At 33.8% G+C, this 26034-nt stretch carries 26 protein-coding genes and 1 pseudogene; 17 read left to right on the top strand and 10 right to left on the bottom strand.

All coding sequences use genetic code 11. The features are described 5' to 3' along the window. The first annotated feature begins 8 nt into the window (after window positions 1–8). From atpC to ACQH1V_RS02155, 7 genes are all read left to right on the top strand, one after another. Window positions 9–407, top strand: coding sequence for an ATP synthase F1 subunit epsilon (gene atpC / locus ACQH1V_RS02185; RefSeq protein ID WP_094648618.1), 399 nt, complete (start codon window positions 9–11; stop codon window positions 405–407). A gap of 290 nt (window positions 408–697) precedes the next feature. Then, window positions 698–1105: a preprotein translocase subunit YajC gene (yajC, locus tag ACQH1V_RS02180; protein ID WP_094648617.1), complete on the top strand. Its 408-nt coding sequence runs from the start codon at window positions 698–700 to the stop codon at window positions 1103–1105. Between the two features lie 2 nt (window positions 1106–1107). Beyond that, on the top strand, window positions 1108–2661 hold the full coding sequence (secD, locus tag ACQH1V_RS02175; RefSeq protein ID WP_425360663.1) for a protein translocase subunit SecD: 1554 nt from the start codon (window positions 1108–1110) through the stop codon (window positions 2659–2661). Between the two features lie 168 nt (window positions 2662–2829). Continuing rightward, complete coding sequence (locus tag ACQH1V_RS02170; protein WP_425360662.1) at window positions 2830–3945, top strand: hypothetical protein; 1116 nt, start codon at window positions 2830–2832, stop codon at window positions 3943–3945. After that, window positions 3920–4363 carry a hypothetical protein gene (locus tag ACQH1V_RS02165; protein WP_425360661.1) on the top strand — a complete coding sequence of 148 codons (444 nt, stop codon included), beginning with the start codon at window positions 3920–3922 and terminating at the stop codon, window positions 4361–4363. The genes ACQH1V_RS02170 and ACQH1V_RS02165 overlap by 26 nt, the downstream gene beginning before the upstream one ends. 749 nt (window positions 4364–5112) lie before the next feature. Continuing rightward, window positions 5113–5379: a type II toxin-antitoxin system RelE/ParE family toxin gene (locus tag ACQH1V_RS02160; RefSeq protein WP_425360660.1), complete on the top strand. Its 267-nt coding sequence runs from the start codon at window positions 5113–5115 to the stop codon at window positions 5377–5379. A gap of 23 nt (window positions 5380–5402) precedes the next feature. Beyond that, entirely contained in the window at window positions 5403–5693 is a 291-nt protein-coding gene (locus ACQH1V_RS02155) for a HigA family addiction module antitoxin (protein WP_094649612.1), read from the top strand. 79 nt (window positions 5694–5772) lie between these two features. Here ACQH1V_RS02155 and ACQH1V_RS02150 read toward each other — a convergent pair. Both ACQH1V_RS02150 and polA read right to left on the bottom strand, forming a co-directional pair. Then, window positions 5773–5967: pseudogene (locus tag ACQH1V_RS02150) on the bottom strand (IS5-like element ISSoc13 family transposase); the annotation flags it as partial. A 147-nt stretch (window positions 5968–6114) separates the two neighbouring features. Further along, window positions 6115–8751 carry a DNA polymerase I gene (polA, locus tag ACQH1V_RS02145; RefSeq protein WP_425360659.1) on the bottom strand — a complete coding sequence of 879 codons (2637 nt, stop codon included), beginning with the start codon at window positions 8749–8751 and terminating at the stop codon, window positions 6115–6117. A gap of 328 nt (window positions 8752–9079) precedes the next feature. Here polA and ACQH1V_RS02140 point away from each other — a divergent pair, with 328 nt between their 5' ends. The 4 genes from ACQH1V_RS02140 to ACQH1V_RS02125 all read left to right on the top strand — a co-directional run bounded on the left by ACQH1V_RS02140 (window position 9080) and on the right by ACQH1V_RS02125 (window position 10729). After that, window positions 9080–9358, top strand: a complete 279-nt coding sequence (locus tag ACQH1V_RS02140; RefSeq protein ID WP_425360658.1) for a CopG family ribbon-helix-helix protein — start codon at window positions 9080–9082, stop codon at window positions 9356–9358. After that, a complete protein-coding gene (locus tag ACQH1V_RS02135; protein WP_425360657.1) occupies window positions 9358–9648 on the top strand; it encodes a type II toxin-antitoxin system RelE/ParE family toxin in 291 nt (96 codons plus the stop codon). The genes ACQH1V_RS02140 and ACQH1V_RS02135 overlap by 1 nt, the downstream gene beginning before the upstream one ends. Window positions 9649–10069: 421 nt before the next feature. Further along, window positions 10070–10414, top strand: a complete 345-nt coding sequence (locus tag ACQH1V_RS02130; protein WP_425360656.1) for a type II toxin-antitoxin system RelE/ParE family toxin — start codon at window positions 10070–10072, stop codon at window positions 10412–10414. A gap of 9 nt (window positions 10415–10423) precedes the next feature. After that, window positions 10424–10729: a helix-turn-helix domain-containing protein gene (locus tag ACQH1V_RS02125; protein ID WP_239832795.1), complete on the top strand. Its 306-nt coding sequence runs from the start codon at window positions 10424–10426 to the stop codon at window positions 10727–10729. Window positions 10730–10791: 62 nt separating this feature from the next. On the opposite strand, the gene ACQH1V_RS02120 is transcribed toward ACQH1V_RS02125, so the two are convergent. Beyond that, window positions 10792–12069 carry an MFS transporter gene (locus ACQH1V_RS02120; protein WP_375333304.1) on the bottom strand — a complete coding sequence of 426 codons (1278 nt, stop codon included), beginning with the start codon at window positions 12067–12069 and terminating at the stop codon, window positions 10792–10794. 130 nt (window positions 12070–12199) lie between these two features. Between ACQH1V_RS02120 and ACQH1V_RS02115 the strand changes: the two genes are divergently transcribed. From ACQH1V_RS02115 to ACQH1V_RS02105, 3 genes are all read left to right on the top strand, one after another. Next, a complete protein-coding gene (locus ACQH1V_RS02115; protein WP_425360655.1) occupies window positions 12200–13144 on the top strand; it encodes an Rpn family recombination-promoting nuclease/putative transposase in 945 nt (314 codons plus the stop codon). 205 nt (window positions 13145–13349) lie between these two features. Then, window positions 13350–13763 (top strand): YqaA family protein, encoded by a 414-nt coding sequence (locus tag ACQH1V_RS02110; protein ID WP_425360654.1) that lies wholly within the window; start codon window positions 13350–13352, stop codon window positions 13761–13763. 102 nt (window positions 13764–13865) lie between these two features. Continuing rightward, window positions 13866–14264, top strand: coding sequence for an MliC family protein (locus ACQH1V_RS02105; RefSeq protein WP_425360653.1), 399 nt, complete (start codon window positions 13866–13868; stop codon window positions 14262–14264). An 11-nt stretch (window positions 14265–14275) separates the two neighbouring features. Here the strand turns inward: ACQH1V_RS02105 and ACQH1V_RS02100 are convergent, their stop codons facing one another. The 4 genes from ACQH1V_RS02100 to ssb form a co-directional block, all read right to left on the bottom strand. Next, entirely contained in the window at window positions 14276–15553 is a 1278-nt protein-coding gene (locus tag ACQH1V_RS02100; RefSeq protein ID WP_425360652.1) for an MFS transporter, read from the bottom strand. A 12-nt stretch (window positions 15554–15565) separates the two neighbouring features. Next, window positions 15566–17380 (bottom strand): aspartate--tRNA ligase, encoded by a 1815-nt coding sequence (aspS, locus tag ACQH1V_RS02095; protein WP_425360651.1) that lies wholly within the window; start codon window positions 17378–17380, stop codon window positions 15566–15568. Between the two features lie 910 nt (window positions 17381–18290). After that, window positions 18291–19127 (bottom strand): alpha/beta hydrolase, encoded by an 837-nt coding sequence (locus ACQH1V_RS02090; RefSeq protein ID WP_425360862.1) that lies wholly within the window; start codon window positions 19125–19127, stop codon window positions 18291–18293. Next, window positions 19111–19554, bottom strand: coding sequence for a single-stranded DNA-binding protein (ssb, locus tag ACQH1V_RS02085; RefSeq protein WP_094649241.1), 444 nt, complete (start codon window positions 19552–19554; stop codon window positions 19111–19113). Before ssb ends, ACQH1V_RS02090 begins: the two co-directional genes overlap by 17 nt. 106 nt (window positions 19555–19660) lie before the next feature. Between ssb and uvrA the strand changes: the two genes are divergently transcribed. The 3 genes from uvrA to ACQH1V_RS02070 all read left to right on the top strand — a co-directional run bounded on the left by uvrA (window position 19661) and on the right by ACQH1V_RS02070 (window position 24208). After that, window positions 19661–22519 (top strand): excinuclease ABC subunit UvrA, encoded by a 2859-nt coding sequence (gene uvrA, locus ACQH1V_RS02080; RefSeq protein WP_425360861.1) that lies wholly within the window; start codon window positions 19661–19663, stop codon window positions 22517–22519. A 291-nt stretch (window positions 22520–22810) separates the two neighbouring features. Next, the gene (locus ACQH1V_RS02075; RefSeq protein ID WP_425360650.1) at window positions 22811–23644 is read left to right on the top strand and encodes a 7-cyano-7-deazaguanine synthase; all 834 of its coding nucleotides are present in this window, start codon (window positions 22811–22813) and stop codon (window positions 23642–23644) included. Between the two features lie 15 nt (window positions 23645–23659). Continuing rightward, window positions 23660–24208, top strand: a complete 549-nt coding sequence (locus tag ACQH1V_RS02070; protein ID WP_425360649.1) for a GNAT family N-acetyltransferase — start codon at window positions 23660–23662, stop codon at window positions 24206–24208. A 357-nt stretch (window positions 24209–24565) separates the two neighbouring features. On the opposite strand, the gene ACQH1V_RS02065 is transcribed toward ACQH1V_RS02070, so the two are convergent. From ACQH1V_RS02065 to ACQH1V_RS02055, 3 genes are all read right to left on the bottom strand, one after another. Next, the gene (locus ACQH1V_RS02065; protein ID WP_425360648.1) at window positions 24566–24874 is read right to left on the bottom strand and encodes a hypothetical protein; all 309 of its coding nucleotides are present in this window, start codon (window positions 24872–24874) and stop codon (window positions 24566–24568) included. Between the two features lie 12 nt (window positions 24875–24886). Further along, window positions 24887–25375, bottom strand: a complete 489-nt coding sequence (locus tag ACQH1V_RS02060) for a transposase (protein WP_425360605.1) — start codon at window positions 25373–25375, stop codon at window positions 24887–24889. Between the two features lie 112 nt (window positions 25376–25487). Further along, window positions 25488–26030, bottom strand: a complete 543-nt coding sequence (locus tag ACQH1V_RS02055) for a helix-turn-helix domain-containing protein (RefSeq protein ID WP_425360100.1) — start codon at window positions 26028–26030, stop codon at window positions 25488–25490. Window positions 26031–26034 lie beyond the last annotated feature (4 nt).

The raw sequence follows: 26034 nt of genomic DNA, 5'->3' as shown, positions 1-26034 counted from the left end.
TTGCATAAATGAACAAAATAATTAGGGTTAAAATTGTAACACCTACAAGTATTGTATTTGACCAGGAAGCTCAAGAAGTAACAATGCATGGAGAATTAGGAGAATTTGGTGTTTTACCTGGTCATGAGTTACTGATTTCTAGTTTAAAAGCTGGTTTAACAAAAATAACAGTAGGTAATTCTGTATTAAAGTATTTTGTTTATTCGGGATTAGCTGAAGTTACTAAGACCAACGTTAATATAGTAACTGAATTTGCTGTTGATACCAACAACTTACAAACCCATGAAATAGCTGAAAAGATAGTATTGTTAAAAAAAGAAATAAGCGAAGAAAAGGGTGAGACAAAGAATGATATTATAAAATTAGATATAGCTAGATACGAATCTTTACTAGCTTGTTTTGAGTAAGTATGTCATTATATAGCTAACATTACCGTCATTGCGAGGAGGGGTAAAGCCCGAAGCAATCCAAATTTATCGTTTCCCTGGATTGCTTCGTTGCCGTAAAGCGGCTCTTCGCAATGAGGTTTGGGTAAGGCGCTTCTGTCATTGCGAGCGAACGTACGTGAGCGTGGCAATCCATGAAGCTTATCATATGGATTGCTTCGTCGTGTTTACACACTCCTCGCAATGACGTAGTTTGCTAGTTAACACAACTACTTTTACTACAGTAAAAGATAAACATCAGGAGATATATTATGTTTATAGAAAATGCCTATGCAGATGACGATACAATATCAATCAAAGAAACTGTAGAAGTAGTTCCAGCAGCACCTGAATCATCTATGCAGTCAGTATTAACAAGCATGGTGCCGATGGTATTAATTTTCATTGTATTTTATTTTTTCCTAATTAGACCGCAAGAAAAACGTCGTAAGGAGAAAGAAAGTGTGGTGAGTAGCGTAAAAAAGGGCGAAGAGGTAGTAACTAATAGCGGAATCTTTGGTATAGTCAGCAAGATTAACGATACTGACAACACAATAGACCTTGAAATATCTGAAAATATACGAATCAAAGTTTTAAAATCTGCAATACTCGATATTACAAGTCGTCATAAAAAAGAAGCTATAGCTGTTAATAAAAGTAAAAAAGACAAAGGAAAATAGCTGTGCATAATATTGCTAAATGGAAAATATTCTTGTCTATTTTATGTACAATAGGAGCATTTATTTGTGCTTTACCTAATTTTACAACTATAGATTCAAAAATATTACCCAATTATAGGGTAAATCTTGGTCTTGATTTAAGAGGTGGTGCTCATCTATTGCTAGATGTCGATTTTGACGCCTATTTAAATGATGTAATGGAAGGTTTGACTGACCATTTACGAAAATATTTACGGGAAGATAAGGTAGGCTATAAAAATCTTATTGCTAAAAATCACATGGTACAGTTTGAATTAAGAAACCCAGAAGATTACAAAACAATAAAAAAGATTTTAGGTAAAATTGACCGAGAAATTACTGTAGAACAAGATAATTCTAATATTAAGCTTAGCTATGGTGACTCTAAACTTGCCGAATTAAGGCAAAAAGTAATTGCTCAATCAATCGAAATAATTAGAATGAGAGTGGATAGTACAGGTACCAAAGAGCCTAACATACAGAGGCAAGGCGATAAACATATATTGCTCCAGGTACCAGGTGAGGAAAACCCACAACAACTGAAAAATATTCTTGGTAAAACTGCAAAATTAACCTTCCATTTAGTTGACGAAAATGCCAACATACAAGAAGCAATAAATGGGCGTTTACCCTCTGGCTCAATCTTAGTTAAAGGAGAAAATTCAGATAAAAAAGAATATTATGTAGTTGTTAAGAAAAAAGTTATTGTTAGTGGTGAGCAGCTAATAACTGCTCAAGCTTCTTTTAACCAAAATACTCAACCAGCCGTTGCTTTTTCCTTTAATAATCTTGGTAGCAAATTATTTGCGGAAATAACCAAAAATAATTCTGGTAAAAGGCTTGCGATCGTGCTTGATAATAAATTATTAAGTGCTCCAGTAATTAATGAACCAATTCTTGGAGGAAGCGGTATAATTTCAGGTAATTTTACTGTTGAATCAGCCAATGAATTAGCCTTATTACTTAGAGCTGGTTCGTTACCAGCTCCTTTAAAGATAATAGAGGAACGAACCATAGGGCCAAATCTTGGGGCAGACTCAATAGAGGCAGGTAAGAAAGCAGGGATGATTGGTTTTGCCAGTGTGGTGATATTTATGATTTGGTCGTACGGAATTCTTGGAATTTTTGCCAATATAGCATTAAGTCTAGCCCTACTCTATATTCTAGCTTTATTGTCACTTTTCCAAGCGACATTAACTCTACCGGGAATTGCTGGTATAATATTAACGATTGGCATGGCGGTTGATGCCAATGTACTCATTTATGAGAGAATAAGGGAAGAGCTTAAAAAGGGTGCATCTAACCTGTATGCTATAAGGACAGGGTTTGAATCAGCTTTTGCGACAATTCTTGACTCAAACGTGACAACTTTGATAGCGGCATTTTTACTTTTTATGTTTGGTGTTGGTGCTATAAAAGGCTTCGCGGTAACACTAACTATTGGTATAATATCATCGATGTTTTCTGCGATTATTATTACTAAATTGTTAATTGATATTTGGATTAAATACCAAAATCCAAAAAATCTGGGATTGTAGTAATAACCGTCCATACATGACACCTGACTTTTTGTCATTGCCGCGTAGGCGGGAATCTAGATACCTGCTTACGCAGGTATGACAAGAGAGTAGGTATGACAAGATGAGTAGTGGTGACATATAGTATTAGTATGGATAACACAATAATTAAACTACAGGATTTACAATATGTCTAAAGCTAAACTCTTACAAAAAATGATGCTACCTATTATAGTAACAGGGATGTTTACTGGGGTAACATATGAAGGTTATAAACGCTCGTCAGAACTTTCTAAATTTGAGATAGCTGCTAAGGGATTAGGTTTCACTTCCCCAACTCAGCAAGACAGTTTGTTAAAGATTCTTCATCTAGCCGGATATTTACAACCAGAAAAATTATGGCGTGATCTAGCATGTTTTGATAAAACTGGTAATTCAGAAAAAATATTTGCTTCAATTTCTAGAAGTTTAATTAAATCTCGAGCTACTCAAGATGCTCCTGATCAATTCGATGCTAAATTATTGCGTAAAAATTTATTTAAAGCTACTAATGAATTGAGTGTACGAGATGTTGAAGATTGGTTACTATATGTTGCTCAGAATGCATTTAATCGTAAAGTTGGTCAGGAACGTAATGAACTAACCAATGAAAATTGGATGATTAAATATGCCTCTCAATATATTGATGCTGCCAAACAATTGGGGCTTATTGATGAAATACCACCCCAACATCAGGAATATGCTGAAAGCTGGATTGCTGGAGCCTCTAGAATTGGCTTATTGGCACGGATAATTTACTATAATAAAATAATAGAACAAATTAAAATTAATGGATCAGTATTAGTATTAGCCGGAGCAAGACCATTATGGGCTAATATTGATGGTATTAACCCAGAGACATACGATAAATTACTAAAAATATGGCAAGATAAGGGGGATATCAATAAATTAGATGCTTCTTTATTAGTTGGAGAAGATTCAGCTCGTACAGAGGAAGGGAAGGAATATATGGGGTCACTTGCTAAAAGTTATAATATTGTTTTAGAACTAACACAACCCTTCATTCAATATACCACAAAAGAAGAATGTCCTGCAGGTTTCTTTCCTGGAAGAGTCTATCCTAATTATGCAACTACAGATGAAACAAAGCTCACAGAAAGCCTGATGAGTGAGGATTTATTAAATAACTTCCTTAATAAGGAGCAGAGAAGCTCAGCTGAAGTAATAAATACCGAACTGGGCAACAATAACTCAAGACCTAATACCGCTACTACTGCTTATGATGCCTGCAGTTACTCTTGTTGATAAGATTTTGAGTGGGGGGCTTGGTGAGCAAAAAGATTATGTTATTTTATTTATCAGCAATAACCCTTACATTCAACGCCAAACAATTGCTACTCAAAGAGAAGTTGATAAAATATTACAAAAATATGGATTAGATAAAAAAGGTTATCATATTGAAGTCGAAGGAGTAGGTTTTAGTTCCAAACAGGATGTCCCAACTATTCATTCTGAACTGGCGTGCTTGATAGCAGAGCTATGGAAAAATCATAATCTACTAGTTTCTAATGAAGCGGGGCATTCTATCGAGCAATTATTGTTTCAAACTCGTCAAGACCTTGCAATAATACCGCCAATGCCAGAAGTCAAAGAAGAGAATGTAGGGATAATTGGTCAAATGGTTTTATGGACTCAGGATGTATGGGATCATTTATCGTACTAAATAACGCCAAAATGATAAAAGAGAGCTAGGTTCTGTTGACAAAATTTTATGTTAAGTTATCAGAGGAGAATAAATAAGTTGCAACAGTAAGAAGGAATGGTAGTTTTTAGCTGTCGAAACCAAAGAGCTACCAATATGAAGTATTACATAAAAAACCAAGCATGAGAAGCAATTTTATCATTTTTTAAGAAAAAAAGCTATACACAAGAAGAATGAGGAAAAAATAAGACAGTTTATTAGACCTCTTGCATAACCTAAAGATAATTGAGGAATTTTTAGGAAAAACGAAGTCGAGTACCGCAGCTTATTAAGATGCATATCTTTACCCATAAGTTGCAAGAGGTGGAAAAATAGTTTAATAATATCAATTAAGGAAATCATAAAGTTGGTATTGATATGAATAAATGGGTAGAAAGTGAACTAGAATATGTAGATTTGGGAGATGAGACTCGATAATCAAGTTTTTTGCAGAGCTTATAAATAGTAGAAGTAAATTGTCATTCCCGCGTAGGCGGGAATCTATAATACCTCAGAGCATTTTTAGATACCTGCCTACGCGGGAATGACAAATTTTGCGTTTAAAGATAGATGTCGTGATTCGGATATATTCAAATTTCCTTCAAACAACCTACTATTTATAAGCTCTGCAAAAAACTTGATTATTGAGTGAGAGATTAACCAGACGATAATTATCTTGATAACTATAACGTTATATGTTACAATTATGATAAGGCAATATTATTTATGATATGGTCAAAACTTTCAGCCATAAAGGTCTAAGCAATTTCTTTAATTATGGTGATACTACAAAAATACAAAGTGATCATATAAAAAAACTCAGATTGTTATTGGCTAACTTAAATGCTGCAACTAAGGTAGAAAACATGAATTTACCAGGACTCGGACTGCACAAGCTGCAAGGCAATATGAAAGACTTCTGGTCAGTTAAAATTAATGGTAATTGGCGTCTGATATTTCATTTTAGTAATGGAGATGCCTATGACGTTGATATTTAGATTATCATTAAAGCAAGGTATATATGTTCAATCCTCCACACCCAGGTAGTATATTAAAAGAGTTGTATTTAGAACCTTTAAATTTAACTGTCACTGAAGCATCTATATCGCTTGGAGTTACCCGTAAAACTTTATCATTCCTGATCAACGAAAAATCTAGTATCAGTTCTTCTATGGCTATTCGTTTATCTGCCGCATTTCCAAACACAAGCCCTGAATACTGGCTTAATCTTCAACAACAGTATGATATTTGGAATGCCAAAAAAAATATTGATGTTTCTCATATTAAAATATTACTTCACATGTCTGCTTAAATTAAAAGTAGTGAAGGAAAAGATTTGTTTGGAAAGGATTAATAAGAAATTATTTTACTAGGTTCTGTTGACAAAATTTTTAACGTAACCATATTAAAGCTCCAACAAAATTTAGAAAGGCTAAAAAGGTGGCTGGGGCTTTATCAAACCTAGAAAAAAATATACGCCTAAAATGTTTGATTTTCCCAAAGAAACATTCAATTAAATGGCGTTCTTTATAAATATGTTTATCATATTCACGTTGTACTTTACGATTAGATTTTGGTGGTATAATAACCTATCTACATCTACTTTAACATGATCCATTAAAGCTTTCCATATGCCTTTGTCAACCCATCTCTTAAATCTGAGAATTAGTATAGATACATCAAGACTATATGGATTGCTTCGTAGGCTTATGCCTCCTAGCTAATAGACAGAATTAATTGACTATAGTATGCATATTTATCCAATTATCTCCTACCTTGGTTTCGACAATGAGCGGAACCATTAATTTAGATGAATTTTCCATAGTAGTTTTAATTAGTTGTGTCGCTAATTCTACTTCATCAATGGGCGATTCAAAAAGTAATTCATCGTGGATTTGTAAGATTAGCTTGGTTTTCAATTTTAGTTGTTGAATTTTACGGTCAAGATCAATCATCGCTATTTTGATTATGTCGGCACTAGTCCCTTGGATTGGAGCGTTGATTGCTGCCCTTTCGGCAAATTGCTGTAAAGAATGTTTTTTATCATAAATTAAGGGAATAAAGCACTTTCGCCCGAAGAGATTCAGGACATAACCATGCTCTCTGGCGTAGTTTTTTGTATATTCCATATATTTTTGAATTTCTGGATATTCTTCAAAATATTTCTTTATATATTCAGCTGCTTGTGTAGAGCTAATATGTAACTGCTTTGCTAGTCCAAAAGCACTAATACCATAGATAATGCCAAAATTTATAGCTTTTGCTTTATGCCGATGTTCGGAAGTTAACTGCTCTTTAGTAATTTTAAATATATTACAAGCGGTTTTACTATGAATATCCTCACCATTAACAAAAGCTTGTTTTAAAGAAGGTATATCTGCCATGCTACTTAATATTCGCAGTTCAATCTGTGAATAGTCTGCTGAAATTAATTTATGCTTATCTTCTGCAATAAAAGCTGCTCTGATTTTATTACCTTCTTTCGAGCGAATTGGTACATTTTGTAAATTGGGTTCTTGAGAACTAAGCCTACCAGTACTAGTTGAAGTTTGTAAAAATGTTGTATGCACCCTATGAGTTATCGGATTTACTTGCATAGGTAAACTATCCGTATAGGTATTTTTTAATTTAGTAAAGTGACGCCATTTTAGCAATAAATCAGCAATAGCAAAGCCACTTTCGCTAATTTTTTCAAGAATTTCTGCACTAGTAGAATAAGATTTTGCTTTTGATGACAATTTGCCAAAGGGTAATTGCATTTTTTCAAATAAAATTTCCCCCAGTTGCTTTGGTGAAGCGATGTTAAACTTTGTTCCGGTAATAGCAAAAATATTATGTTCTAATTGAGTAATTTCACTGCCAAATTCATCCGATAATTGTTTAAGATATGGTGAATTGACCTTAACCCCAATTTTTTCCATTTTATCTATTATATAACATAAAGGTAAATCAATATCTCGATATAGTGTTAAGGCATGGTTATCTTTTAGTTCTAGCAACAGTTTTTGGTAATTATCACTAAAGCCAGTAACTACTCTCGCTAAATTGTCTAAACTATCCTGCTGTATTCCATCAAATGGATTCTTCTGAGGCTTGCCAGCAGAAATTAGATATTGCATTAGTTCAAGATCTTCACATGAATATACTTCATTATCGATAAAGAATTTTAATAATGATTTAACCTTATAGGTGATTTTCTTAATAGATTTATTCTTTAGCAATTGAAGAATATCAGCCATAAACCATTGTTCCAGGTAATTTTGACGAAAATCGTAAGCAAGTAAATCAGACATATTGCCAGAAATTTTAGCAATAAACTTAATATTGTAGCATTTACCATCAATTGATAAAATTATAGAAGGAGTTTGCCCAGGGTAATCGGATAAATGAATATTGACAATCCCATATTCTTCTGCCTTAGTTAGCATAGCATCAAGCTGTTGTTGAGAAGCAACTTCTTGAATTATAATTTGCTTAGTAGGTAAAGATTCGTTGGTAATTTGTATTTGGAATAAGTTCTCCACTCTTTTATTTAGAGATTTAAAACCATATTCTACCAGAAAATCAGATATTTGTTTGCTATCAGGTTGGGTATACTGCAATAAACTAAAATCTAAATCGATATCAACATTATAATCTAGACTAAATAATTGCCAGGAAATTAAGGCTAAATCTTTTGAGGAGCTGATGATTGCTCTCTGGCGATCGTTAGTGATTTGATCGAGTGAATTTAATAGCTCTGCTAATGAACCAAATTGTTTAATAAGTGTTGCTGCAGTTTTAGGACCAATGCTTGGCACGCCTGGTATATTATCAGACTTATCGCCGATCAACGCCATTACTTCCCTGATTTTACTTGGTTCTACACCAAATTTCTCTATCACGTCATCTTCGGAAATATATTTTGCTTTTATTGGGTCATACATTTTAGTATGCGAATTAATTAATTGCATTAAATCTTTATCAGAAGAAATAATGATAGTATTTTGTTGTAATGCAGAAGCTTTATGGGCTAAAGTGGCAATTATATCATCTGCTTCATAACCAGCTTTCTCAATCATTGGAAAATTTAGGCTATTTGCTGCAAGGCGAATAAGTGGTAATTGACTCTTTAAATCCTCTGGTATAGGGGGTCTATTTGCTTTATATTGCTGATAAATTTGATGACGAAAATTCTTACCACCAGAATCAAAAACTACAATAGCATGTTCTGGCTTAAAATCATTCAATAGCTTTAACAACATTGAAGTAAAACCATAAAGTGCTCCAACAGCTAAGCCACTCGGAGAAGTTAATGGTGGCTGAACATGGTAGGCTCTAAAGATAAATCCGTAGCCATCAATTATTAATAAAGTATTTTTATTAGTCATTTTGTTATTAGGTCAAATTGTTATATTTATGTATACTCAAATGATTTGAAGAATTGGCTCCGTAAAACTTCGGGGTATTCGCGTGCTCACGTACTTCATGTACGCTCCGCTCGCTCACCCCTTGTTTTACGTTCCAATTCTCCAAATCATTTGAGTATAGTATACAACAATTATAATCTGCACTAAGCTTTATTAGTAATAATTTTATAAATAATGAGAAGTTGGTAACGTTGTCTCTCATCGATTGACTATAACATGGATTGCAAACACAAAACAAGTAATGTATAGTATTACCTATAAATACTTAATACTATAAAGGAGAATTCGTATGAAAAGAGCTGATGAGAATATTGTAGTAAGCGTTAAAATTGCCCCGCAAATTAAGAAGAGGTTGCAAGTACTTGGTAAAATTAAGCAACGTTCAACACACTGGCTGATGAAGGAGGCAATTACTAATTATCTTAAATTAGAGGAACATGAGGAACAATTAAAACAAGAGACTATAAAGCGTTGGCAAGAAATGCAAGAAGGTAAATTTTTAGGAAATGACAAAATAACTGAGTGGCTTGATAGATGGGGAAGTGATAAAGAAGAGGAAAGACCTTAATGGAAAGATTAGTATGGTTGGAATCGGCAATTACAGATTTGGTACGGCTAAGAAAATTCATTGATAAAAATAATCCTAATGCTGCAAAGAGAGTGGCAGAAGTAATAAAGAAAGCAGTTATCGAACTTATAGAATTTCCTTTAATAGGTAAACCTGTGACTAATCTAATAGATTATAGGGATTTATATATTCGATTTGGCTTATCAGGTTACATACTACGATATCGAATATATGATGATACTATTTATGTAGTTCATATCAGACATGCTAAGGAAATAGAATTTAAATAATAAAAAAGAAATACCAATGTTCGACAGTTGTGCCATTCTAGGAAGCTACCTACGATTTATAGTCAATTGATGAGAAGTTGGTGACGTCGTCACTCTAATGCTCGCCTATTACTTATAGGCGTCAGCAAGAAAATAAAGTAGAAAAGTCGTCTATTAGCGAGCCACCGTAGGTGGCGTGGCAATCGATTTCTAATCACTTTTCTTGATTGCTTCGTGACCTTACGGTCTCCTCGCAATGACGGTTTCTCAATTATTGTTTTCTTAATTGCTGACGCTTATGCGTGTTCGTACAGATTACGCCGATGAGGCTATACCCACATAGATATTAAAATACAGCCTTGTGCGAAATCTTTGCAGAAATATTTACAGTTCCCTTACTTAGCTCTTGACATAAGTATGCCAATGGCATATCGTGTATTTTATGGATACAAAACTTATTTCAATTGTTGAACTTCCAGAATTTCAAAAATTTGCTAAGGATTACTTGAGTGAAAAAGAATGTATGGAAATTATTAACTATATAGCAGCGAATCCTAATCAGGGAAATATAATAAGAGGTACTGGTGGTATTAGAAAATTAAGATTTGCTCTAACTAACAATAAAGGTAAAATTGGAGGAATGAGAATAATTTATTTTTATCATAATGAAAATATGCCGGTCTTTTTAATAACTGGTTTTATAAAAAGCAAAATGGAGAATATTAGTCAGGATACTTGTAACGAATTAAAAAACCTGAGTAAGACTTTAATAAAATTATATAATTAGGAAAAAAATATGAGTACAAAAGAATTTAATCGAACTGAAAAAAGTATTCTAGCTGGAATGCAAGAAGCGATCCTATATTCTAAAGGTCGGCTAAAAGCAAAAAAACACAATATTTCATTACCAAATATTGATGTATATGAGGCAAGAGATCACCTCAAACTAACTCAGAAACAATTTGCTGCAGCATTTGGAATTAGCATTGCAACACTACGTAATTGGGAACAAGGGCGTAGATCACCAACTGGGGCAGCAAAGGTACTTCTTAAGATTATTCAAAAGGAACCTGAAATTGTAAAACAAGTTTTAAGAGGTTAAATTATTTGTACTAATTTCCTGGATCAACTTCGTCGGCTTGTGCCTCTTCGCAATGACGTTTGTTAGGCTGAAACAGGTTCTTCCACAAATCCCTTGATTGATATTTTATTTGACTTTTTAGACAAACAGCAAAAGCCGATAATTCCGATAAGACAACAAATGGGAACTATAGAAATTGCCACAATAAAATCATAGTGACTATAAATAGGAGTGCCAGATTCACTCAGTAAGCCGTCCCAATTATAAGAGATTAAATAACTCATAATTTTGTGAAAGAAATGCCCAAAAGACATGTTGATACAGTTGACTATCGCAACGGCAAGTCCAATAGATTTCTCCGTAACAAGGTTACTGACAATGGTAAAGATTAGAACCTGATAACAACAAAAAATTCCTAATAAAAACATTAAAGAACTACTAGTAAAGAAATTTAATGAAGGACAATATAATAGAATGATAAAAATTACTATTGTCAGTAATCCAGTGATAGTTATTATAGCATCAGATGATTTTACTAAATTAGCAATAAGAGCAAGTATTGGACCGCCAAGACACATCCCTATATAAACAAATGAGGTAGCTAAGTTACTATCCATATCATTCATTTGATAAATTTGTTTGAAAAATGGAATAGCCCATACATCAGCAAAACCTTCCAATGCTCCTACCATTAAACCACCAAAAATCCCGATTAACAGAATAGTAGGGTTTAATAAGAGTTTCAATATCGATAATTCGGAATCTAGAGTAGTAGTAGAATTGCTACTTACATCATCATTTTTTATCAATAAAATCATTAGTCCAATAATAAATCCGATGGCAGCTAAACTATTAAAAGTTACGTCATAACCAAAATGGGTGAATAATAGTTTCATTGGAGTAATAGCAAATACTGCTCCAATTAAGCCAAAAGTAAAAGAAAGCCCTAGCATTACGGAGTGGTATTTAGCTGGAAAACAGCTTCTAGTAATTTTAGCTACTGATAAAAACCCAACAGCAGAACCAGCTCCAATCATAAATCTACCAATGAGTAAATAATTGAAATTTTCGCTGGCAACAAAAGTTAAAGTACCAAGAGAAGTAACCAAGATAGATATGAATGTAACAATTCTAAAGTTAAATTTATCGAGCATTATGCCAATTGGTATTTGCATCCCTGCATAACCTAAATAATAATATCCAGCAACTGTACCAAATGCTATGGTATCAATGGCAAATTTTTGCATAATTTCTTCTCTAAGAATTCCAGTCGAAAGTCTTAATATAAATTGAAAGGCAAAAAACATGCTGGCAAGAGACCATAATAAAAATGGTTTTTTCAAGGATAGAGCTGTATTCATAAAAAATTTAAATTATAATAACGTTGTATTTTAAGGTGTTAAATTATAGTATTAAATAGTATTTTGTCAAACCTTTATAAACTAGGAGGTTGTAGGAAATAACTAAAGTAATTAATAGGGAAATGGTATTATGACTCCAGACAAACCAAAGCATGACGAAATTTTTCGCAAATCTATGGAGAATCCAATAGTTGCTAAAGAATTTTTGGCAACTCATTTGCCGAAGGATGTGTTGGCTTTAATCGATAATACATCTTTAAAATTAGAAAAAGATAGTTTTATTGAACCAGACCTTTCTGAAACTATTTCAGATGTATTATTTTCTGTTAAGTTTAATGATCAGGATGGCTATATTTTTTTGCTATTGGAACATCAAAGTACTGTTGATAAAATGATGGCGTTTAGGTTATTTAAATATATGATTAATATTTGTGATCGATATTTAACTACTAATCCTAAAGCTAAACGTCTTCCATTAATTTATCCCCTAATACTTTATAATGGCAAGAAGAAATATAACGCATCGCTCAATATATGGAATTTATTTAGCCATCCAGATTTAGCCAGAGGCTTTTGGACAAATGATTGTCAGCTTATTAACGTACATGATATCCCCGATGAGGAGCTAAAGAAAAAAGTATGGTCTGGGATTTTGTTATTTTTCCTCAAACACATCCACGAACGTCAATTACTGAAAAGATGGCAGGAAATTTCTCATCTCTTGCCTAAATTGAGTAAAATAACAATAGGTCATGACCACATAAGAAATCTATTGAGCTATACTTTGACCTTTATTGAGCAAAGTGATAAAATAGAGTTAGAAAAAATATTAAAAAATAGTTTAACTAAAGAAAAAGGAGAAGAACTTATGCCTAGTATAGCTCAAGTATGGAAAGAAGAAGGGATTCAAATCGGAGTGCAAGATGGTATTAAAATCGGAGTACAGGATGGTATTAGAATCGGAGAAGCTAAATTAATAAAAATGATGATAAATAATGGTAGCTCTATTGAAGAAATAGCGAGAATTACTGGACTATCTATTACTAAAATCAATGAATTACTGAAAGTACAGTAAACTGGCACTTATTAGCAAGGCATTACTTTAGTAGCGACTGAAGCCAAAGGTAGAGTCGAAGGTAAAACCGAAGCAATGAAAGCTATAGCAAAAACTATGCTACTTAAACATAAGGCAGAGCAAATCGAGAGAGTAAAATGACTGACCCTCGAATTGTTAGGCTCTGTCATTTTTGAATTTATAATTGCTGAGACTAGTTTGAATTATGGAGCAGTTTGAAGCCTATTCGTTATTATTTACCGATAGTTTAGTAGGTAATTTAGTTATAAGTTTAGATAGTGAACTAATTGTTCATTCTATGAAAATGTTTGGTGTTTATAATAATTTAATAATAGTGGTGGTAGCAACTATTGCTTCATTAGTTGCTACTAGTATAAATTATTTTTTTGGTATAATGTTATGGAGAATTTTTTATTTTTCTAAAAATACCCAGATTCATACTAACCAGCAATTATTATCTCAGTTTTTTTTTAAATATAACATATTGATATTATCGCTTATATTCATACCATTATGGGGAAAATTCATTCCTTTAATTGCCGGCTTTACTAAAATAAATTTTATAAGGGTTTTAGCTATTAGTGGTGTTATAAAATTATGTTATTATATAGTCAGTTGATGAGAAGTTGGTGACGTTATAAATCCGATTAGTATTTAGCCTCAGTTATAAGCTCTGCAAAAAACTTGATTATCGAGTATAACAGAAAAACAAGGTAAAATTATGAAAATAAATAAAACTAGTTTAGAACTATTTCAAAATAATCTGATAATAATTACTATTTTTTTAGTAATTATATTTATAATTCTTGTTTCTTGCAAAAGTTATAAAGATCAAGAAAATTTAATTATTCCTGGGAATGGGAATTTACAAGTTGAGAATGTAAATTATAGCTGTATAGATGGAAGGAAAATAAATATACGGTATTTGAATAAGGGAGCTAATACTTTAGCGATTATTCCAATTGCAGAAGAAAATCAAATTTTAATTTTTACTGGTAGGGTATCAGCTAGTGGAGTACTATATGGGGCAAATCAATATGAATGGCATACAAAAAATAAAACAGCTATACTCCGTAATATAAACACTGATAGTACAGTATTTTGTGATGAAATAGAATAATATAACTGAGTTTATAGCTGTATGCTAATATCAGGCTGTAATTTGATTTTTCTTTTATAATCTTTCTCAAAACGCTTTACCATCAAATAGGCTAATATCACAAAGAAAATAAGATATATCATGGGGAATAATTTAAAGTTTAGATATCTCATTAATACTAGACATACATAATTTGCACTGCCAGACATCAACATTGCCCCCATAGTATGACCAAGACTTATTGCCCGGTAGCGATCATTAACAGCAAAAGCTTTTATCATAGTACCATGGGCAAGAGCATTGAAAGGGGCAACAAAACATGCAAGCATTAAACAAGAACCTAAAGCCAAATTAACCATTTGATAATTAACCGAAATAATAAATAATAAACTAGCTACAAGTGTACCAAATAGACTGATCTTAAACACTATCATTTGATTAAATCGATCAGCAAATAAGCCAGAAATAGGCATAGCAATTGCAAAACACACAGTTATCAGAACTGAAAAAACACTCATAATGAAACTAGTTTGTGGTAGAATCATAGGCAAATATTGTTTCATAAACATAATGGATAGTTGATAAGTCACACCAAATCCACCAGCAAGAAATACTACCATCAAAATAATCCGCCACTGTTTGTTAACTAAAGTAGCTAGGCTTTGAACCCTTATTCCATTTGCTTGATTTTTCTTAAATTCCGGTGTTTCATCTAATTTACGACGGAAATATAGAGTAACTAAAGCTAAAGGTAAACTAATTAAGAAAGGAATACGCCAACCCCAATCTGGAAAAATATGGGAACTAAAAAAATTGCTTGCCCCAATTCCTAGTAATAAGCCTAAAACTCCAGTACAACGAGTTATCGCCGAAGCGGTATATCGATATTTCTCTCCTAAATGTTCGATAACGTAAATAGCTGCTCCGTCATATTCTCCAGCTACAAAAATACCTTGTATAATACGACACAAAACCAGAATTACCGTACTCCAAACCCCAATAGACGAGTAGTCTGGCAAACATCCTATAATCATAGTAGGTATCACAATTCCTATTATAGTAATAGTTAACGCCGTCTTACGCCCATAAATATCCCCTATACGTCCAAAAATTAGCGAACCAATAGGTTTTGAGAGATATGCCATCGCATAAACAGCAAAAGTATTTATTAGACTAGTTATATAATCAGTATTTGGAAAAAATTTAACAGCAATAATTCCAGCAGAAAAACCGTATAAACTATAGTCGTAATATTCAACGATTGTTCCTAGGAATGCTCCTATAATTTTATTTTTTGTTTTTTCTTTCACTTCTCATCTTATTTAAGCTCCTTCAGCTAGTAATTTATTTCTGACTGAAGGTGATAAGTTAATATTAAGCTCCTTTAAAGCTTTTTCATCAATATAATCAGGAGCATTCATCAATAAATCTTCCGCCTGTTGATTTAGTGGGAAAGCTATCACCTCTCTAATATTGGTTGAATCGGTTAATAACATAACGATTCTATCTATGCCAGGGGCTATTCCACCATGTGGCGGAGCACCAAATTTAAACGCTCTGATCATTCCGCCAAATCTTTTATCAACAATTTCTGGAGGGTATCCAGCAATCTCAAAAGCTTTATACATTATTTCCGGTTTATGATTTCTAATTGCTCCACTAGATAATTCAATACCATTACAAACAATATCATATTGATATGCTTTAATGGCAAGTAGATCATCTACTGTTTTAGCTGACTCTAATATCTCCATACCACCTTGGGGCATAGAAAATGGATTATGGCTAAAATCTATTTTTTTAGTTTGGTCATTTAATTCATAAAATGGAAAATCTATTATCCAACAAAACTCAAAACAATCTTTTTTAAGTAAAGCTAAATCATCGCCTAATTTAGTTCGAATCTTACCAGCAAGTTTAGAGGCTTTATCAACTTTATCACAGGTAAAGAAGACAGTGTCACCATTTTGTAGATTTGCTAAAGACTTTAAATTTAATAGTTGCTCCTCTGTTAAAAATTTAACAATAGGTCCTTTAACTTGTCCATCTTCTAGAAACTGGATGTAACCAAGCCCACTTGCCCCCTCGGAAATTGCAAATTCTGCCATTTTGTCAAAGAAGCTTCTCGGTAAAGTAGAAGTTTTAGGAGCTGGTACCGCTCTTACAACATAGCCATTTTTTATATTTTCTTTAAAGATAGTAAAATTAGACTCTCTAAATAATTCGGTAACATCGGCAATGATTAGCGGATTTCTAAGGTCTGGCTTATCAGTACCATATTTTAACATTGCTTCTTCATATGGAATCTGGACAAAAGGGGTATTTGATACTGTCTTATCAGAAAATTTGCTAAATATTTCATACATCACCGGTTCAATAGTATTAAATATATCTTCCTGCGTAACAAAAGACATTTCTATATCCAATTGATAAAATTCACCTGGCGATCTATCAGCTCTTGCATCCTCATCTCTAAAACAAGGAGCTATCTGAAAATAACGATCAAATCCTGATACCATAAGCAATTGTTTGAATTGCTGAGGAGCTTGCGGTAAAGCATAAAATTTCCCAGGGTGTAATCGGCTGGGTACTAAGAAGTCCCTAGCCCCTTCTGGTGAACTGGCAGTTAAGATTGGTGTTTGAAATTCAGTAAAACCACCCTGCGTCATAATCTGACGTAGATGAGCAATAATTTGCGATCTTAGCATAATGTTATTATGCAACTTTTCACGCCTAAGATCTAGGAAACGATATTTTAGCCTAGTTTCTTCGGGAGAAATTTGTTCAGAATTCACCAATAATGGTAAAGCTTCGGCATTAGACTCAATTATAAACTCACTTACCAATATTTCAATTTTACCGGTCGTTAATGAATCATTTATTGTGTCATCAAGCCTTGCTACTACTTCACCAACAATAGTTATAACCGATTCATACCTTAACCGACTAGCAGCATCCATTAAACTTGGGTCTTGATCAGTAAATACTAATTGGCTGATACCAAAATGATCCCTAAGATCAATAAATACCAAATTACCATGATCCCTTCTTCTATGTACCCAGCCAGATAATTTTACTCTTTTTCCGACATCACTCAATCGCAATTCATTACAATTATGCGTTCTATATTTATGCATTTTACTCAACATATTTATTCTGTTTCTATACCCAAGCGATCTAAGTATATAGATATATAAAATATATCCACATTAGGCAATAGGCTTTTTATTAAATTCCATCCTTCCTATATAATAATATATCATAAAAATCAACTACACTAATACTTGAAATCAAGTTTTTTTTGCAAAATGGGCTGGAATGACAAATTACAACTTAGTGTCACCCCTGCTTTGGTGCGGGGTCTAGATTCCCGCCTACTCACATAAGCGTTAGTTTAAGAAAACAATAATTGAAAAACCGTCATTGCGAGCTGATATATCCCCACGAAATTAAGCATGACAAAGCTCCGTCTTTATAATAGATGCAAGGGGTTCTACCAATGGTTTTATGGCATGCAAATAATTAAATTCAATAATAAATTTCCCAAGAGTACAATGCGAAATCATTTAATACTGTTTTTACATCCATAACCTACTATCTCCATCATCATTAAATAATGATGATATTCTATCAATTCTTGCTATTTTGCAACAATTTCGTGGGGATATATCAGATTGCGAGGAGACCTTAGGTCGACGAAGCAATCCACAAAAGTAACCAAAGATGGATTGCCACGCCACCTACGGTGGCTCGTAATGACGACTTATTTTCTTAAGCTGACGCCTATGTACCACAACTGTTGAAAGTTAGAAGAGGAAGCGGTTTTAGACCGGATAGTTTAAAAATCGTATGTGGTCAACGTCTATTAGCGAGAAAGACCTTAGGTCGACGAAGCAATCCATAAAAGTAACCAAAGATGGATTGCCACGACCTACTTGCGTGGTCTCGCAATGACAGAAAACCTATCTAAAACCCGCTTTACCTTCTAACTTTCAACAGTTGTGGCCTATGTACCTACGCGGGAATGACAAATTTTGCGTTTATAAGCTATGCAAGAGGTCTATTATATTTGCAGGTAAGATTAATTTTCAGCACATTCTGCCACACCTTATCCCAACCTTTGGTATGAGTAATATTAGGAAAAATCTTTTGCTGTATACAATTTGAAGAACTAGCTTTTATATAGCCATGCATAATACTGCTAGGTACTATTTTATCCTTGCTTCCTGAAATATGTAATTGTGGGATATTATTGATTTTTATGGCATAATCTATGGGATTTAATGATTTCTTTAATGCATATACTCTATGATGTTCACTAAAATTTTTAATATCAAGATTACCGGCTACAGTTATTATATCCTTAATATGTTTATTTCTTGCTGCCACCAAGATAGCAACACCTCCCCCACCAGAGAAACCAACTAAACTAGCTGGCTTATCATTATTTATACTATTTATTACTATGTTTGTTGATTCTATAACCTCTTCAGCCATTCTTTTGTCTGTCCAATAGACTTGATTACAATTAGGATTAAGCTCTACTGGTGTATATTGGCATGGACGAGCTATATAAACTACATTAGGTCTAGTATCAAGAGTAGCAAGCTTAAACAACATAATCTTGGAAGGAGTTGGGTTGCTAGCGACGGCATAACGTCCAATACTTCCATCACCCTCAATATAAAATACATAAGGGCTATCTTTATCCGAGATATGTTGGTAAGTTGTAATGACAAAATCCCCAGCCTTAACAAGTTTTTTCTCAAACCTGTTTATTGATGCTAGTTTTTCTGCTTCCTCAACCCTTGTTTCTATAGACGAAACACAAGAAGAAAGAGCCAGAGATAAAGAAACTATCGCAACTCTAGAAAGGTATTTCATCATCTAGATCGCTATGGTCAAAGTTAGTAACCGTATTTTTGGGTACAACAGTATCTGATGTTTGAATGCCAACACCTTTAGAATCTAACAATATAAATTGTGAGTTAAAATTCTGCAGCACTATTTCTGTCGTATATTTTTCATGCCCAAGGTTATCTACCCATTTTCTAGTTTGTAAAATACCTTCTAAGTAAACTCTAGTTCCTTTTTTGGCATAATTCTTTACAACAGATACCAAACCTTCACTAAATACTACTACTCTATGCCATTCGGTTTTTTCTTTCTTCTCTCCAGTAGTACGATCTTTCCATGTCTCAGAAGTAGCAACACTAAAACTTGCTATCTCTTTACCGTCAGCCGTATGCCTAATTTCTGGATCACGTCCTAAATTACCTATTAATATTGCTTTATTTAAACTACCAGCCACAAATCATTACCTAATTTATTTAAAAATTTATTATTGCAATAGTAATCCAAAACGACCTATAATGCTACAAGTTTTTTGAAAGTTCCTTAAAAATTTATAACAAATTATTATGCAAGAATATATTAAAGTTCGTGGTGCTAAGGAGCATAATTTAAAAAATATAAATGTTGATATTCCTAGAAATAAGTTTGTGGTAATTACTGGGCTTAGTGGTTCTGGTAAGTCTTCATTAGCCTTTGATACTATTTATGCTGAAGGGCAACGTAGATATGTTGAAAGCCTGTCTTCTTATGCTAGACAATTCTTACATCTTCAGGATAAGCCTGATGTTGAGTCAGTCTCTGGTTTGTCGCCGGCAATAGCTATTGATCAAAAAACTACATCTAAAAATCCACGCTCTACAGTGGGTACGATAACTGAGATTTATGATTATTTGAGATTACTATATGCAAGAGTAGGAGTCCCATATTCTCCAGCAACAGGTCTACCTATCAAGAATCAGACTATATCAGAGATGATAGATGCCATTCTTGCCTTTCCTAAAGCAAGTAAATTATACATTTTAGCTCCGATTGTCCGAGGACAGAAGGGTGAGTTTAGACGTGAAATTCTTGATCTTAGAAAACAGGGTTTTGGCAGATTGGTAATTAACAATGAAATTTATGAGATTGATAATCTGCCAAAATTTGACAAAAATAAAAAACATAATATTGAAGTAATTGTTGATAGGATTTCTCTAGAAGGTGATTTAGGCAATAGACTTGCAGATAGTTTGGAAATAGCTCTTAAATTGGCAGATGGTATAGTATATGTCGAGATTGTTGATTTACCAAACGGAGTAGATACCACCCTTACTAAAGGCTCGAGAATCATTTTTTCAGAAAAATATTCTTGTCCAGTTTCTGGTTTCCAGATTACTGAGATAGAACCAAGAATTTTTTCCTTTAATAGCCCATTTGGTGCTTGTCCTAAATGTGAAGGTCTTGGCAAAGAATTATTTCTTGATAAAGACTTAATTATTCCCGATAGCAGAGTTAGTATTAAGGATGGAGCTATAGCCCCCTGGGGTAAAATATCCTCAAAGTTCTTTTTAGAAACATTAAAAGCCTTAGCAACTCATTACAAATTTTCATTAGACACGCCCTTTACAGAATTATCAAATACGATACAGCAAATATTGCTCCATGGGTCTGGTGATGAAGTTATAGATTTTCAATATCATGATGGTTCTAAATCTCAGATTATTCAGCAGCCTTTTGCCGGAATAATACCTAGCTTACAAGAAAAAGAGCGTAAGACTGATTCCTCTTTAGTAAAAGAAGAATTATTAAAATACAAAGCAGAACACAAATGTACAGCTTGTGAAGGTTATAGATTAAAGACAGAGTCTCTTTGTATTAAAATTGCTGATATGCATATAGGACAAGTATCTGCCTTGAGTATTTTACAACTACAAAAATGGTTTAATCAATTAGACCAACAGCTTAATAAAAGACAAGTAGCTATTGCCGAGCGTATATTAAAGGAAATCAAGGAAAGGTTACAATTTCTTATGAATGTTGGTCTTGAATATCTTGCTTTGTCTAGAGGGTCAGGTACTTTATCTGGTGGAGAAAGCCAGCGTATTCGTTTAGCGTCACAAATTGGTTCAGGACTTAGTGGGGTGTTATATGTACTTGACGAGCCGTCAATTGGTTTACATCAGCGTGATAATGCTCGCTTAATAGAAACTCTCAAAAATCTTCGAGACCTTGGTAATACAGTGCTGGTTGTTGAGCATGATGAAGAAACAATGTATGAATCGGATCACATTATTGATGTTGGACCAGGTGCCGGTATTCATGGTGGACATATAGTAGCCCGAGGAACAATTGAGGAAATTAAACAATGTGCAAATAGCATAACTGGCAGCTATTTAAGTGGTAAACAATTTATTGAAGTACCAGCAAATACTCGAATACCCTCTTCCGGTAAGGTAATAGCCTTAACTGGAGCTGTGTCTAATAATTTACAAAATGTTAATATTACGATCCCTTTGGGTAGTTTTACAGCAATAACCGGTGTATCCGGTGGAGGAAAATCAAGCTTAATAATTCATACTTTATATAAAGCCGCTTTAAAGTTTTTAGAACCATCTTCAAAAGTCTTTCCGGGAGAATATAAATCAATTACTGGTCTTGAATATATTGATAAGGTTATTGATATCAATCAGTCGCCAATAGGTCGTACACCAAGATCAAACCCAGCAACTTATACAGGGGCATTTACCCATATTAGAGACTGGTTTGCTGAATTACCAACTGCAAAAACTCGGGGTTATAAAGTTGGTAGGTTTTCATTCAATGTTAAAGGTGGAAGATGCGAATCATGTCAAGGTGATGGTCTGATTAAAATAGAAATGCATTTTTTACCTGATATTTATGTAAAATGTGATGTGTGTAATGGCGATAGATATAACAGAGAGACTCTTGAAATTAAATATAAGGATAAGTCTATATCTGATGTTCTTAGGATGACAGTTGAAGATGCTATGAGCTTTTTTGAGAAAGTACCATTAATTTACGAAAAACTGGTTACTTTAAATGAGGTAGGACTTGGTTATATAAAAATTGGTCAATCGGCTACTACTTTGTCTGGGGGTGAAGCACAAAGGATAAAATTAGCTAAGGAATTATCAAAACGCTCAACTGGTAAAACTTTATACATACTTGATGAACCAACAACAGGTTTACACATAGATGATATTAATAAATTGCTTAAAGTATTACATAAATTAGTTGACATGGGTAATACGGTGGTAGTTATTGAGCATAACCTAGATGTTGTAAAAACAGCGGATTACGTTATAGATGTTGGTCCTGAGGGAGGGGATAAAGGTGGTAGCATAGTAGTTACTGGAACTCCGAAGGATATTGCGGCTTGCAGTGAGAGCCATACTGGAAAATATTTAAAAAATTATCTATAATTAGCTTAGTGGAAAAAAATTTTGCTATATACTCAAAGATATAGAAGTCCAATAGGTCATTACGAGAAGCCACTTAGTAGCGATGAAGCAATGCTGTTTTGTCATACCTGCGTAGGCAGGTATCCAGATTCCTGCCTACGCGGGAATGACAATGGGAAGCGGGAAGGGCAAAGGGAAGTGGGAATGATAACTTGCAAGTGCTTAGTCGAGTGATACTACGGCTCGCTAATAGGCAGAGTAGTGCTAATCGGATTAGCTATATATATTAATGATAAACGGATGCAGATTATTATGAAAAAGGCAGTAGCTTTAGTTAGTGGTGGTGCAGATTCAGCTACCGTACTAGCCATGATGGAAAAAATGAATTACGAAATTTATGCCATAAGTTTCAACTATTCTCAACGCAATAATGTTGAACTGGAGAAGGTTAAGCAATTAGTTAACAACTATAACATCAAACAGCATAAAATTGTAAATATTGATTTACGTAACTTTGGCGGATCAGCTCTTACTGACAATGCCATAGACGTACCAAAATATAAAGATCATAGTGAATTACAGAATGATCTATACTCAAAGCAGCAGATTATATACTCAAATGATTTGGAGAATTGGAACGTAAAACAAGGGGTGAGCGAGCGGAGCGTACACTTAGTACGTGAGTACGCGAATACCCCGAAGTTTTGCGAAACCAATTCTTCAAAGCAGAAGAGTATACCAGTTACTTATGTACCAGCACGTAACACCATATTTTTAAGTTATGCTTTAGGATTTAGTGAAATAATAGGAGCTTTTGATATTTTTATAGGGATGCATGCAACTGATTCCGCTAATTATCCAGATTGCCGTCTGGAATATTTAGCAGCTTTTAATAATCTGGCAAATCTGGCAACTGCTGTAGGAGTTTCAGGTAAACAAATTACCATTCATGCTCCCTTAATAAATATGTCAAAGGGAGAAATTATCAAGGCCGGTCTAGAATTAGGGGTAGATTATTCCAAAACGATTTCTTGTTATGATCCATCAGATGATGGGCTATCTTGTGGCACATGTCTTTCATGCTTAACTAGACTTAAAGCCTTTGAAGAGAATAACGTAACTGACCCCACTAATTATAAAAAATAAATTATTTTTTAACATATGCTGAACCACTCTATATATCATCAATTTCCTGTATTAGACCTAGGTAATATAGTGCTTAGGGAATTAACTAGTGATGATTCCGAAAACTATTTTACCTATATGAATAAGCCAGAAATGCTACCATTCCTGACCGAACAAAATTGTCCATCGGACACGGCTCAAGCTACTGATGAGATAAGATATTGGTTCAGCTTATTTCATAATCATCGGGGATTTTACTGGGCTATTTCCCTCAAAGATACTAATAAACTTATAGGGACTGTTGGGTTTAATAGTGTTTCTGCAATGCATCTCAAAGCAGAAATAAGTTACGATCTTGATCCGGAATTTTGGGGTAAAGGAATTATGCTGAAATCTATCAAAGCTATTTTAAGGTTTATCGAATATGCTGGAATTGTTCGCACCCAAGCAACTGTTATAACTGACAATACTCGCTCAATTAAGGTTTTGGAACGATGTAATTTTGTTAAAGAGGGATTGCTCAAAAAATATGAGATTGTGCAAGGAATACATAGAGATTATTATATTTATGCTATAGTCAATTGATGAGAAGTTGGGGCGTTGTCACTTGTCGCTCGCCTATTACTTATAGGCGTTGCTCCATCGTTCCTAGTACTACAGTTGTAGATTGAATGTGAGTGTTCACGGAAAAAAGGTTAAAGTATAAGATGTCATTGCGAGGAGGTTGCCAGACCGACGAAGCAATCAAGGAAAGTGATTAGAAATGGATTGCTTCGTTGACCTTACGGTCTCCTCGCAATGACGCTTGGTGATCAGTTTTTTTTATTCATCACAAAAAAATAGCAAAAAAATCGTGAATGCTCACATCTAAACTACAACTGTAGTACTAGCCCCAAATTCTCCTGAATTGACTATAAAATAGCTTAATGCATAACTATCAGATTAATGTTGGGAGATATAGTCGGTCTCTACCCCTTCAAGTTCCATCATTTCTTGAGCATAGGGAAATGAGATATAGTCAATTGATGAAAAGTTGCTGACGTTGGCACTCGTCGCTCCATCGTTCCTAGCCCCAAATTCCCCTGAATTGACTATAGCACCACTTCCATATCCTTCGTCATTAATTTTATCATCTACCATTGCGTTTGAATCTGCATTTAAACCTTCATCCTCTTCAAGATTAGCTTTGTAATTAGCCACTAATCTGTCACATAGATCTTGCATCAATTTAGAATTATTTGCTAATACCAAATCACTATCTAATTAACAAGATACTATCCAATTCCAAGCACATATAGATTTGACAATTGCAGGATTATTTTCATAATAATTACATGCTGTGATTAGTTGATTTTCTATAGCATTCATTGAATCAAAAGCTAGGTTATAAAAGAATTTTTCCCTCATATCATCCCATATATTTTCTTGTGGGTTTAATTGTGGGCTATATGGTGGCAAGTAAGCTAGTTTAATATTATTAGGTAATAATTCTTTATCGAGTTTATGTGCAGCAGCTCCATCGCATACTACTAAAAGAAAATTATCCTTATAACGCTTTGCCATTTCTTGTAGCATTAACATCATCCAATCTTGGTTCATTAAAGGCAAAATAAGGAAACAACTAGCACCGTCAAATGGACAAATTGCCCCATAAGTATAAGTATATTCACGAATAATTTGTTTCTTAAGTAAAGGCCTGATTCCAGCCGGAACCCAGCAACGCCTTATACCAAACCACCATCTAATTAACAATATAACTGCTCGATATCCTTTTAAGTTATACTAGTAATATTATTGGTTTGATGCTAAATTGGTATTAATGAATCTATACGACCAAAACGTGCCTCATCTTGGAAGAATATCTTTAATTCCTTGCCTTCAGTTGCTGCTGATACTCTTGCTTCTTTAACCATATCAGGCCACTTTTTTTAAAAGTTTCTACCGCATCCTTCTTTTGTTTAGGATGGTATGGTCTTGGTGCAATTTTACGCCACCCATGCCTATGAAGCAGCCTATAAGCTGTGTAACGTGCTATTTTACTACCAACCGTTTCCTCAAAAATCTTATGCACCTTGCTAATTTCTACTATCCCACCATTAACGGCATTCTGTTCTATCTTTTTAAGCATCTCACGTTCTTGCTCTTGAGTTAGATAACTTCTGTATCTCCCACCTTTCTTCCTGCTACATAGTGCCTTTAAGCCTTTTTTCCGACATTGACTATGGGTTCTGTGAACATGACTTTCTGATAATCCTGTAACTTTAGCAATCAATGATGTCGGCATTTTTTCACTCACTCTTAGATAGATTGATTGATAACGTCTAAATTCTTCTTTAGTCTTTGCTTCATTCATTAATTGTTTCACTTCTTCTACATTAACTTCTAATACCTTATACCCTCTAGACATCTTA

The sequence above is a fragment of the Candidatus Tisiphia endosymbiont of Ceraclea dissimilis genome, from assembly GCF_964030735.1.
In the GTDB taxonomy this organism is placed as follows: Bacteria; Pseudomonadota; Alphaproteobacteria; order Rickettsiales; family Rickettsiaceae; genus Tisiphia.
This window is presented reverse-complemented; position numbering and strand designations above follow the sequence as displayed.